Raw genomic sequence first — 12,909 nt, 5'->3', positions numbered from 1 at the left:
CGTGTTCCCTCTCATCAACAGCGACGAGTTCATACTCATGTACGACTGCTATATGAACGGGCATTACCAGTTCACGAGCAGTCCCGACCTCGAGAACTTCAAGTTCGTGCAGGACACCAAGACAAGCGGCGCATTCACGCCCCGCCACGGGACAATCCTCCCGGTTACCGCCGAAGAGACTGCAAAACTCATGAAGGCCTTCCCCACCCCGGACTTTGAACCGCGGGTGATTGAAATTCCCGATTCCATAGGCGTGTGCGACGGGAAGAAGGTTGTTGGTCCCTGCAGCGGCACGAAGATTGTCCCCTACGTGAAGGTAGATGACGGTGGCTGGAACGAAACGCTTGACCTGAATGTCGCAAAGGGCGCTACGGTGCAGTTCGGCCCGCACCCCTGGGACGGCAAGATCTGGAGCTGGGAAGGCCCGAACGGATTCAAGTCTACTACCCGCGAAAACTCGCTCAAGAACGTGGACGGCGACTTTAGCGGTTACTACACCGTCGTTTACACGAACGAGACCGGCTGCAAGAGCCAAGCCAAAATCAAGCTTGTGGTAGACGACCCGGACAAGCCATACAAGGAACCGGATACCACGACAACCATCGTATATAAAAGGCTTCGTGACCACAGCAAATCCATGCGTTTGAACCGTAACCCGGTTTACTTCGACTTGCTGGGCAATAGACTCAAGGCCAAGCCAAGAAACGCGGTTTATATCCAACGATAAAGCAATGTGAGGTGTATATCATTTCACACTTCACATCAGTCACTACACATAAACATTTACTGCACGACTTAATTTAATAAAAGCATTCACCGGGTCGGCATAATTCCAAATGCCGCCGAGAACAGAGACTCCCTGCACCGGGAGTTTTTTGATTTCGTCTAGCGTTTCGTGATCGATGCCGCCGAACGCGACAATCTGGGGAATTTTAGCGGAATCAGACGACGCAATTGTCGTTAATTTATTTGCAAGCGTTTCGACTCCGTGAGTTTTTACCGGTTCATACACCGACTGAGGCTGAAATACCGGCCCTACAAGCGCTCCCGCCACCCATTCAGGGAGCAATTCAAGCTGGTCCAGACTACGACAAAAGGCAACCGTATTCACGCGTTTCCAGCTTTCGGGCACATCGCCCAGCAACGAACCCGCCTCGGCAACGCACCCGCGCACGTCCAGGCGCTCCGCCAAATCGGGAGTCCCCCGCACCCAGATGCGGTCACGGCATTCCATCGGGAGGGCCATGAGCCAGCGTTCGTAATCGCTTTCGGTGGCGTAAGGAGAGCCCCCTCGTCCGCGTTTCTGTAAAATCAGGCGCGTAAGCCCGCGCGAAAATATTTGCTCGATATCGTCAAATTCCGAAGCAAAATCGTCAGGAGATGTCGTAACCCATAGGCGCATGGTGCAAATATACAATAAAGAAACACCCCTAGATTTACGCAATTTTTCAAAAAATCCTTGTTCAATTCCCTTTAATCTTTATATTTTTCATCTTGGATTTTACGCTTTTGGCTCCAAATGGGCCGAAAGTGCACTTAAATCAGATTTTTTCGAAAAAACCTAAAAATTGGAGACACACATGGCAAAAAAGATGATTGCGTGTGATGGTAACGAGGCCACCGCTAGCGTAGCGTTTGCTGTTAGCGAAGTTGCGGCTATCTACCCGATTACACCGTCTAGTCCTATGGCTGAGCACGCCGACAACTGGAGTGCTGCAGGCAAGAAGAATATTTGGGGACAGGTTCCCCGCGTGTTTGAAATGCAGTCCGAAGGTGGCGCTGCCGGTACCGTTCACGGAGCGCTCCAGGCCGGTGCTTTGACCACGACCTTCACCGCTTCCCAGGGTCTTCTCTTGATGATCCCGAACATGTACAAGATTGCGGGCGAACTGACCCCCACGGTCTTCCATGTGACTGCCCGTGCCCTTGCCATGCAGGGCCTTTCTATTTTCGGTGACCATTCCGACGTGATGGCCTGCCGCCAGACCGGCTTTGCCATGCTCGCCTCCAGCTGCGTGCAGGAATGCCAGGACCTCGCTCTCGTGGCCCACGCTTCCACTCTCGAAAGCCGCGTTCCGTTTATGCACTTCTTCGACGGTTTCCGCACCTCCCACGAAGTGATGAAGATCGAAGCTCTCGAAGACGGCGTTATCCGTAACGTCATCGACGAAAAGTACGTGAAGGCATGCCGTGAGCGCTGCCTCACTCCGGACCGCCCGACCATGCGCGGTACCGCACAGAACCCGGACGTCTACTTCCAGGGCCGCGAAACGGTGAACCCGTTCTACGCCAAGGTTCCGGAAATTGTCCAGAAGTACATGGACAAGGTCGCAAGCTACACTGGCCGTCAGTACCACATCGTGGATTACGTCGGTGCACCCGACGCCGAACGCGTGATCATTTCCATGGGTTCTTCGACCTGCACCATCGGTGACACCGTCAAGTACCTCAATTCCAAGGGCGAAAAGGTCGGTCTCGTGAACATCCGCCTGTACCGCCCGTTCCCGATGGAAGCCGTGGTTGCAGCCCTCCCGAAGACCGTCAAGAAGATTGCCGTCCTCGACCGCTGCAAGGAACCGGGTTCCGCTGGCGAACCGCTCTTCCAGGACGCCCTGACCGCTATCTCCGAAGCCGTGATGGCTGGCAAGATGGCTATGCCGAAGATGATCGGCGGCCGCTACGGTCTCTCTTCCAAGGAATTCACCCCGGCCATGGTCAAGGCCATCTACGACGAACTCGCCAAGGCCGACCCGAAGGCACGCTTCACCGTCGGTATCAACGATGACGTCTGCCACACGAGCCTCACCATCGACCCGAACTTCAAGCTGGAAAGCGACTTCTTCCAGGCCATGTTCTTCGGTCTGGGTTCCGACGGTACCGTGGGTGCCAACAAGAACTCCATCAAGATTATCGGTAACGAAACCGACAACTACGCACAGGGCTACTTCGTCTATGACTCCAAGAAGTCCGGCTCCATGACCACCTCTCACCTCCGTTTCGGTAAGAGCATCATCGACGCCCCGTACCTGATTGGCGAAAACGAAGCCGACTTCGTGGCATGCCACCACACTCCGCACCTGGAATCCGTGAACATGCTGAAGTACGCGAAGGATGGCGCGACCTTCCTCGTGAATACTCCGCACTCCGCCGACACCGTGTGGGATACCTTCCCGCGTCCGGTGCAGGAAGAAATCATCAAGAAGCACCTCAAGGTGTATGTGATTGACGCTTACGCCGTTGCCGCGAAGACCGGCATGGGCCGCCGCATCAACACCGTGATGCAGACCTGCTTCTTCAGTAAGCTCGGTAACGTGCTTGATGCCGAAACCGCCATCAAGTACATCAAGAAGTACGCCGAAAAGACTTACGCCAAGAAGGGTCAGGAAGTGGTCCAGAAGAACTGGGACGCTATCGACGCCTCTCTTGCTAACCTGTTCGAAGTCAAGGTTCCGGCCACTGTCACCAGCACCAAGGAATTCCGCGCTCCGATCCACGGCGACGCTCCGAAGTTCGTGAACGAAGTCACCGCAGAAATCATCAAGGGCAACGGCGAGCTCCTCCCCGTTTCCAAGATGCCTTGCGACGGCGTGTTCCCGACCGCTACCACCAAGTACGAAAAGCGCGACCTCGCCCTCAACATCCCGTCCTGGAATCCGGACGCTTGCGTGCAGTGCGGCAAGTGCGCCATGGTCTGCCCGCATGCAGCCATCCGCGTGAAGGTCGTTGACGAATCCGCCGTGAAGAACGCTCCGGAAGGCTTCAAGTACACTCCGGCCAAGGGCTTCAAGCTCGAAGGTTCCGACAAGCCGGTATTCGCGATTTCCGTGTCCAGCTACGACTGTACGGGTTGCGGCGTTTGTACGCAGGCCTGTATCGGTAAGGACAAGGCCGACGAAACCAAGAAGGCCATCAACATGGTGCCGCAGGAACCCATCAAGGTTCAGGAAGGCAAGTGCTGGGACTTCTTCGTCGATCTCCCGGAATTCGACCGCACCAAGGTCAACAAGAACCTCGTCAAGCAGGCCATGCTCCTGGAACCGCTGTTCGAATTCTCCGGCTCCTGCGCAGGCTGCGGCGAAACCGCTTACGTGCGTCTCGTTTCTCAGCTGTTCGGTGACCGCATGGTCGTTGCCAACGCTACGGGTTGCTCCTCCATTTACGGCGGTAACCTCCCGACCACTCCGTGGGCAAAGAACAAGGAAGGCCGCGGCCCCGCTTGGGCCAACAGCCTGTTCGAAGACAACGCCGAATTCGGTCTCGGTATGCGCCTCGCTATCACGAAGCATGCCAAGCAGGCTTTGAGCCTCCTCGAAGCCGTGAACGTTCCCGCCGAACTCAAGGAAAAGCTCACGACCCAGGACCAGTCCGACGAAGCCGGCATCAAGGCCCAGCGTGAAAACGTCGCCGCCCTGAAGGCAGCCCTCGCCGGTGCTACCGACGACGCATCCGTCAGCCTCCGCGACGAATTCGCCGACTACCTCGTGAAGAAGTCCGTGTGGATCTTCTGTGAGCCGTAGGCGACTCGTCTTAACGAGTCGTCGGAGGCGAGAGTGAGCGCCGACCGGAGTGTTACGCCAGACTCTAGCGCGAACGGTCTTCATACTGTGACGGTTGGGCATACGACATCGGTTACGGTGGTCTCGACCACGTGATGGCCACGGGTGAAAACGTGAACATCTGCGTCCTCGACACCGAAGTGTACTCCAACACCGGTGGACAGGCTTCCAAGGCCACGAACCGTGGCGCAGTCGCCCTCTTCGCTGCCGCTGGTAAGCGCGCCGGCAAGAAGGACCTCGGCCTTATCGCCATGAGCTACAAGAACGTTTACGTGGGCCGTATCGCCCTCGGCGCAAACGACGCTCAGGCCCTGAAGGTTCTCCAGGAAGCAGAAGCTCACAATGGTCCGTCTCTGATCATCTGCTACTGCCCCTGCATCAACCACGGTTTCGATCTCAACAGCCAGCTTCAGCACCAGAAGATGGCCGTGGATTCCGGTTACTGGACTCTGCTCCGTTACAACCCGGCTCTCGCCGCCGAAGGCAAGGCTCCGCTTGTTCTCGACTCCAAGAAGCCGACGATCCCGGTTGCAGAATACATCTACACCGAAAACCGCTACAAGCAGCTCACCCGTAACAATCCGGAAGTGGCCAAGAAGCTCGCCGACGACCTCCAGAAGGAAGTGGACGCACGCTATGCATTCTATGACGCCATGAGCAAGGATACGGAAGGGCTGATTAGCCTGTAGGGTTAGACTACAAATGCCATAGGGCGAGAGTCGCGGACAAGCTCGCTTGGACATGACCGAGCCCAGCATTTGGTGCTTGCACAAAGAACGCCGCGTCGCGGCTACAGACGAAAGACGAAAGATTGTCGCAAGACAAGATTTCGTCTTTCCTTTTTTGGGTGTCATCCTGAGCGAAGAGGCGCAAGCCTCGGAGTCGAAGGATCCAGACCTGCACTACCCTACCGGATACAAAAAAATTAAAGACGAGAGTCAAGAGAAATCTTGGTTCTCGTCTTTTTTTGCATTTTTTCGTCTTTTTTCGCCAATATCCCTTGACAAAGCTGAACATTCTTTTTATATTTGGCTCGTTCGGTTAGGAAACTGACTGAACGAAACAAACCACTGGGGTGGTAGCTCAATTTTGGTTAGAGCACCGGCCTGTCACGCCGGAGGTTGCGAGTTCAAGCCTCGTCTATCCCGCGAAAAGAGACCTTCGAAAGAAGGTCTTTTTCGTTTTCACGCACTTTTTTCGATTTTCCCGTTTAGCTATATTCCAGACATTAGGAGGACCCATGTATTCCATGAGATTTTGGTGCATCGCTTTAACCTTGTTCAGTTGCGTAACCGTCATTTCATCTTGTAGCGGTTACGGCTCCAACTATCAGGAAGAAGATCCCTATGCGGAATGGGATTACAAATCGTCCTCCAGCTACAGTTCCTCGTCAAACCGCTACCTGTCTTCGAGTTACAGTTCGTCTTCAGAGCGCTATAGCTCTTTCGACTATCTTTATAGTTCCAGCGTCACGGATTCAACCATCAGCAAAAGCGACTTTGACATAAGCGAAGAATGCATCAATAGCCGCAGAATCACGATTGCCGAAGACAGTGTCACCTATCACTGCGCTTTCAACCGCTGGTTCAAGGAAGTATTCTACCTCCCCGACACCTGCACCAAGGCAGAAGAAAAACACGAGCTCTATAAGAATGCCGCCTATGTCTGCAAGTCCGGAGTCTGGGAAACAATAACCGAAGAAGAAGGCACGCTGGGATATTGCACCAGTAAGCTGCAGGGAAATACACGATCCATAGACAGCATATACTACACCTGCGACTCACTGAAATGGAGAATCGCTACAGACCTTGAAGCCCTTGGCGATTGTAAGGACTCCGTCGCAACCCGAATCGAAAAGGTTAACGGGACATCCTATATCTGCAGAAACAAGAAATGGGAAACCGCATCTACCGCCGAACTAAGGAAGGGACTCTGCACAAGCGAAAATGCTGGTGACACAGTCTACATTTCTTCGCGAATGGAATGCACAATGGGCACCTGCATAGCATCCGATGCCATATACTATGTCTGCAAGAACAACCGCTGGACCATCACCAAGAACTTCAACGAAATTCTGGGCATGTGCAAAACCGATAGGGATGCCGAAATGGAGAGAGTATATGCAGGCGCTATACCCCAGTTCAGCACTTCCCCCAAGGAAAGTTATCTAGTCTGCCAAGATGGAGCATGGAGGGAGGCAACCTCGAACGAAATCCTTATAAAAAAGGCATGTACATCCGGCAATCAGGATTCCGTCTTACTCTGGAGCAGACAAGCGCACTTTATTTGCGACAAGGGCGACTGGCGCGCTGCAACACCCGAGGAATATTACGGGAACTGCAACAATGCGCTCCAGGACACTATCTATTACGACTCGACCAACTATGTCTGCGATATGGACATGTGGATCCGTCTATCAACTCCACCCGACAATTCCATGGGCCTATGCCGTCCTAGCAGAGAAGGCGACATTGAACGAGTCAAGTCCGGAACCAAATACCAGTACTGGCTCTGCCACAGCAATAGCTGGGTCGAAAGCGACTCGCTCTCCTACAAGTTCGGCCATTGCAACGCAGACAGCGTCGGCCATAGAAATTCTACCTCCAGCACAAGCCTTTCTTCGACCTACGAATGCAGGGACCTCGGATCGGGCATATACAGGTGGGTCAAGCTGACCCTCGCCGAAGTGTTGGAAACCGAATGCACAGCCCAAAACGACGGCTCAATCAAACAGGGGTATGTCTGTGACAACAGCAGCTGGAGAATGCAGATCAACAGGGAAAAGTCATTAGGCAAAGCCTGTACCAAGAACATGATTGGCACGGAGACTTCGCAGGACGGCGAAACATACGAATGCCAGGCAAATGGCTGGATTTCCTATACGGAAATGATGACAAGCCTTGGCACCTGCGCAGCAAGTGGAGAAGGCCGAATTCTCCGGGACGGGACAACGACCAAGATCTGCTATCTTCACAACTGGGTCACACTCGGCCAGCTCGATGTCAACCTCAACAAAGACTGCCTCAAAGATTACGGCATCGGGCTTATTGGCGACATGATATACTATTGTCCCGGCAAGCTCGACAAATGGCAACCCATCGGTATCGGAATGGAACTGGGTATCGCCTGTACCAAGGAAAATGTCGGCTTCGTCGCCATGTCAAAGGATTCCATCTATTACAAGTGTATAGCATTATGGGAAAACATAACCAAGTGGACACCCCGTTCAATCAAGAATATTCTCAACGAATCCCCTTGCAGCGATCAAGTCATCGTAGGACAGAAATACACCTGTTCCGCAGGAACATGGACACCGGCCTATGGTACCATGAAGGACCCCAGAGACGGCAAGAGCTACAAGACCCTCAAGGTAGGCAAGCAGATTTGGATGGCGGAGAACCTGAACTACCAGACATCTAGCAGCTGGTGCTACGACAACAACGATTTGAACTGCGAGGATCTCGGTAGATTCTACACCTGGAATAACATCAGCAGCGCCTGCCCCGAAGGCTGGCATGTCCCGAGTGTTAACGATTTCTGGGATTACGAGGACCATCCCCTGGCACCCAATATTTTATCGGAAGATTCCTGGCAGGAAAAATCACCCGAAACAAGAGGTTCCATCCAGGGTCTCGAAATAAAGGCCGCAGGATTCAGGAACTCTTCCGGAAGCTTCGAATATAGACAACGCGTCGCCACCATATGGCTAGCGGATGCAGCCAGTTCAACCGAAGGATACATAAAAGCATACGGCAGCACGCAGAACCAGTCCTGGACAACGAGCTTACCTTCCAAGACGTTCACATCCACGGACTCCACCAGAAGCAAGTTCACGGCAAGCTCACTATCAAAATCCTATGCGTTACCCATCCGCTGCCTAAAAGACAATTAAAGCAAAAAGGCTTCCTGAACAGGGAGCCTTCTTAAATGGTCACTAGACGATTACTCATGAACGATAGCGTTGTCAAGCTTAGAGCCATTGACCCGAACGCCATCCCACAGGACCGTGTTACTCAAGGAGCAGTTTTCAACGACGCATCCATCACCCACAACCACATTCGGTCCGACCGTGCTGTTCACAATTCTTGCTCCCTTGCCGATATGGCAGGGTGCAATCACCTTGACTCCGGGGATATTTACCATGGCCGAATTATCATTACGTTTGAGCACGTGCGCATTCGTTTCGAGAAGTGTTTCGACAAGCCCGCAATCCAGCCACTTCTGAACCGGTGCCGTACGGAAGGAACAGCCCTTTTCGATCATCATTTCGAGGGCATCCGTCAGCTGGAATTCATTCTTGGTTCGGATGTTGTTATCCATCAGGTACTTGAGACATTCCTTGAGCATCTTGGTGTCCTTGATGTAATAAATGCCGACTATAGCCTCATCACTGACGAATTCCTGCGGTTTTTCAACGAGACGGGATATACGGCCGGAAGCATCGACAACAGCTACTCCGAAACGGCGGGGATCTTCGACCTTGAATGTATACAGGACATTATCTTCTGTCGTTTTCAGCATGGACAGATCGGCCTCGAAAAGAGTATCACCCAAAATAATGAGCACCGGTTCATCATCGTCCACATATGGCAGTCCAAGGCTGATTGCCTCGCCCAAGCCCTGCGGATTGGACTGGATGACTGTACGCGTCTTGCCCCAGGCGGCACGCTTCGTCAGGAATTCATCGACCGCCGCGGCCTTATAACCCGTGATAAAAATCGTTTCAGAAGGATTCAAGCAAAGGGAATCTTCAACAATCCAATCGAGAATCGTCTTGCCGGCAACAGGCAACAGGCACTTCGGAAGATTTTCCGTATAAGGGCGCAGACGCAGACCGTTTCCAGCAACAGGCAAAATAATCTTCATTTAGAAAAAAACCTCAAAACCAATGTCTCATCAAAGATAGAATTTTCTTACAATTCTGCAATACGGCTTTCTAAAATATCCTTACATGGGAAATATTAACAAAAAACCGCCCTAATGGGACGGTTTTAGTGGATGATGCAGGGGTCGAACCTGCGACCCGCTGATTAAGAGTCAGCTGCTCTACCAACTGAGCTAATCATCCATAGTCGCTTAGGACGCGCACAATAATAGAAAAGCCCGAAGCCACTGTCAAGGGATTTTTGAGAAAAAACTATATTTTTTTAAGTATGAGCCCCAATATAAACCGCATGGAAGCCTACCTGGCCTATCTGGGTGTAGAAAGGAATCTGTCCCCCGCTACAATCCAGAGCTATCAGGAAGATCTGCGGCATTTTGTCGAATGGCTCGACCAAGGCGGAATAGACCTCAAAGCCCTAACGCCAGAAAAACTGGATGAATTCCTGAGCCTCACTGCAAGCCAAACGGAATACTCCCCCACATCGGTTGCAAGACATTTCTCAAGCCTCCGCGGGTTCCTCAAGTACATGCAGAACCTAGGGGAATATGACTTCAGTACCGAATCCATGCTTGACCGTCCAAAACTAGGTCATTACCTGCCTCAATACCTAACCCGCGAAGAAGTCGATGAAGTTTTCGAAAGTGCTGCGAACGGCAAGAACCCTTTACGCGACACAGCCCTATTCGAACTCATGTACAGCGGCGGGCTCCGCATTTCTGAAGCCCTCGGAATCAAGCTTTCGCAGCTGGACCTAGAAAACGAATGGCTTACACCCATAGGCAAGGGAAACAAGCAACGTCTGATTCCGCTCGGGAGCAAGGCGAAAGAAAACTTGAAAGCATGGATAGAGCAGGGAAGGCCGCTCACCCACCCCACCACAGACAACATCATTCTGAATTCACGTGGGAAACCCATGAGTCGCATGGGGGCGTGGAAAATCGTCCAGCTACACACGATGCACCTGAGTAAGCAGGTTTCACCCCATACCTTCCGCCACAGCTTTGCCACGCACTGCCTCGAAGCGGGAATGGACTTGCGCGTGCTGCAGGAACTACTCGGACATGCCGACATCAGCACCACACAAATTTATACGCACATCGACAAGGAATTTATCAAGCAGGAACATCGACTGCACCATCCCAGAGAAATAAATGCCGCCTCTAAGCACCCCTAAAACTTGCTATATTGCAACACATGAGCGACCAGAAAGACCTTGACCGGACCCGATATTTTGAACTAAAGAAGCAACTGGAAGAAGCGAGCCGCCTTTATTACAAGGAAGGCGTCTCCCCCATGAGCGACCAGGATTTCGACTTCGGGCTCAAGGAAATGGAAGCGCTCGAGGCGAAGTATCCGGAACTGCGCGGCAACGCATCGCTCACGCAACGGGTCGGAAGCGACTTGACCAATGATTTTGCGAAAGTTGCGCACGCGGTGCCCATGCTCAGCATCGCGAACGTGTACAGCGCCGAAGAAATGGCGGAGTTTGTGAAGGCCGCTGAGGACGGGATTGCAGCTTTAGACGAAGGTGGATTGCTTCTCCACAAAGAGGATAACTCTACTAAGGCAACAAGTTGCCAAGTATCGTATAGCTCCGCTCGCAATGACGTTGTTTCATCGTCTAAAAAATGGATTTGCGAACGGAAAATCGACGGTGTTTCACTTTCGATTGTGTACGAGAACGGACGCCTGAAGCAGGCGGCTACCCGCGGCGACGGCGCCCAGGGCGACGACGTTACTTTGAACGCACTCACGATTGCAGACATTCCTGAAACCTTGGATGCGAAGAAACTTAAAATCGACCCGAGCGAAATTCCGCAGGGCACTTTCGAGGTGCGCGGCGAAGTCTACATGGAACGCGAGGCCTTTGAACGCCTGAACGAGCAGTTCATTCTGGAAGGCAAGAAGATTTTCCAGAACCCGCGTAACACCGTTTCGGGTTCACTCAAGCTCAAGAGCGTGACCGAATGCAAGACGCGCCCGATGCGCTTTTTTGCCTACCACATTCCGCAGAGCAATAACAAGACGCACGAAGAGAACCTGCTGCAGCTAAAGCGCCTCGGGTTCCACACGAACGACTACTGGACTGCGGACACCACCGACGAAATCATGAAGATTTCGGAGCAAATTGGCGCGAGCCGCGACAGCCTCCCCTTCGAAATAGACGGCATGGTCGTGAAGCTAAACGACCTTGCCATGCAGCGCGCCCTCGGCACCACGAGCAAGAGCCCGCGCTGGGCCATCGCCTACAAGTTCAAGGCCGAGCGCGCCTACACACCGCTCCTTTCCGTAGAATTCCAGGTGGGCCGCACCGGGGCGGTGACGCCGGTCGCGAACCTTGCCCCCGTGCGCCTCGCGGGCACCACCGTCAAGCGCGCCACCCTCCACAACTTCGACGAAGTCTCGCGCCTGGACCTGCACTACGGCGACACCGTCGGCGTTGAGAAGGGCGGCGAAATCATCCCGAAAATTACCGATGTCAAGAAGGAACTCCGCCCGGCGGGGGCCGTCCCCGTGACCGCCCCCGAAAAATGCCCGGTTTGTGGCGAGCCTTTGACGCACGTGGATGGCGAAGTCATTCTCCGGTGCGAAAACATGCACTGTGCGGCGCAGGTGCAATGCCTGTTCGAACATTTCGTGAGCCGCGAGGCCATGAACATCGAGAACCTCGGTCCCGCCCTCATCGCAAGCCTCATTGCCACGGGCAAAATCAAGAGAATCCCTGACCTATACCGCCTCACGCTCGAAGACCTTGAATCGCAGGAGCGCATGGCCAAGAAGAGTGCGAAGAATGTCTACGACGCTATTGCCGCCTCCAAGGAGCGTAGCCTTGAAAACCTGCTGCACGGTCTCGGAATTCGATTCGTAGGCCGCACCAGCGCCAGGAATCTCGCCAAGCATTTCCACACCCTCGAAGCGATCCGTACCGCCACCGTCGAAGACTTGCAAAACGTCACCGACGTCGGCGAACGCATCGGAAAATCCGTCTACGACTTTTTCCACACCGAGCGCTACACGCAAGAAATCGATGAACTCGTGGCCCTCGGGTGCCCCACCGAATTCAAGGGCGTCGTGAAGACGCTGTTCCAGGGGCAGACCGCAGTCATTACCGGAACGCTCCCGAGCATGGACCGCGACGAAGCCCGCAAACTCATCGAAGAGAACGGCGGCAAGGTATCGGGCTCCGTAAGCAAGAAGACCAGCTGGGTTTTGGCAGGTGAAGCCGCCGGTAGCAAGCTCACGAAGGCAAACGAGCTCGGAGTGAAGGTCATTAACGAGGAAGAATTTAAAGCTATGCTTTAAAAAAACAAGCTTATTTTTGCTAATTTCTTTGCAAATCGCTTGTTTTTTGTTTGTTTTTAATATTTTTTGTTATATTTTTTGATGTCCTTATAAATGTCTTTTAATTGAGGATACATCTTTAAATATATTTTTTTATAGAGATATTCGTATTGTTGATGCGCAACA

General features: G+C 53.0%; 5 protein-coding genes, 2 tRNA genes and 3 pseudogenes. 7 read left to right on the top strand and 3 right to left on the bottom strand.

Annotated elements, in window-relative coordinates; all coding sequences use genetic code 11:
• Window positions 1–727, top strand: a pseudogene (locus Q0628_RS11045) (arabinosidase); the annotation flags it as partial.
• A gap of 42 nt (window positions 728–769) precedes the next feature.
• On the opposite strand, the gene Q0628_RS11040 reads toward Q0628_RS11045, so the two are convergent.
• A complete protein-coding gene (locus Q0628_RS11040; RefSeq protein WP_298770987.1) occupies window positions 770–1,402 on the bottom strand; it encodes a hypothetical protein in 633 nt (210 codons plus the stop codon).
• Window positions 1,403–1,580: 178 nt separating this feature from the next.
• On the opposite strand from Q0628_RS11040, the pseudogene nifJ reads away from it, so the two are divergent.
• From nifJ to Q0628_RS11020, 4 genes and pseudogenes are all read left to right on the top strand, one after another.
• Window positions 1,581–4,505 (top strand): annotated as a pseudogene (gene nifJ / locus Q0628_RS11035) (pyruvate:ferredoxin (flavodoxin) oxidoreductase); the annotation flags it as partial.
• 101 nt (window positions 4,506–4,606) lie between these two features.
• Window positions 4,607–5,245 (top strand): annotated as a pseudogene (locus Q0628_RS11030) (thiamine pyrophosphate-dependent enzyme); the annotation flags it as partial.
• Between the two features lie 383 nt (window positions 5,246–5,628).
• A tRNA-Asp gene (locus Q0628_RS11025) sits at window positions 5,629–5,704 on the top strand.
• A 101-nt stretch (window positions 5,705–5,805) separates the two neighbouring features.
• Window positions 5,806–8,448, top strand: a complete 2,643-nt coding sequence (locus tag Q0628_RS11020; RefSeq protein ID WP_298770982.1) for an FISUMP domain-containing protein — start codon at window positions 5,806–5,808, stop codon at window positions 8,446–8,448.
• Window positions 8,449–8,498: 50 nt separating this feature from the next.
• On the opposite strand, the gene Q0628_RS11015 is transcribed toward Q0628_RS11020, so the two are convergent.
• Both Q0628_RS11015 and Q0628_RS11010 read right to left on the bottom strand, forming a co-directional pair.
• Entirely contained in the window at window positions 8,499–9,422 is a 924-nt protein-coding gene (locus Q0628_RS11015) for a sugar phosphate nucleotidyltransferase (protein WP_298770980.1), read from the bottom strand.
• A gap of 129 nt (window positions 9,423–9,551) precedes the next feature.
• Window positions 9,552–9,624 (bottom strand) — tRNA-Lys (locus tag Q0628_RS11010).
• Window positions 9,625–9,709: 85 nt separating this feature from the next.
• On the opposite strand from Q0628_RS11010, the gene Q0628_RS11005 reads away from it, so the two are divergent.
• Window positions 9,710–10,615: a tyrosine recombinase gene (locus Q0628_RS11005; RefSeq protein ID WP_298770978.1), complete on the top strand. Its 906-nt coding sequence runs from the start codon at window positions 9,710–9,712 to the stop codon at window positions 10,613–10,615.
• A gap of 20 nt (window positions 10,616–10,635) precedes the next feature.
• Window positions 10,636–12,744: an NAD-dependent DNA ligase LigA gene (gene ligA / locus Q0628_RS11000; protein ID WP_298770976.1), complete on the top strand. Its 2,109-nt coding sequence runs from the start codon at window positions 10,636–10,638 to the stop codon at window positions 12,742–12,744.
• Window positions 12,745–12,909: the final 165 nt, after the last annotated feature.

Origin of the sequence: uncultured Fibrobacter sp. (assembly GCF_937877005.1) — a bacterium.
GTDB lineage: Bacteria > Fibrobacterota > Fibrobacteria > Fibrobacterales > Fibrobacteraceae > Fibrobacter.
The sequence above is the reverse complement of the archived record's forward strand: the minus strand, read 5'-3'. Positions and strand labels throughout refer to the sequence as shown.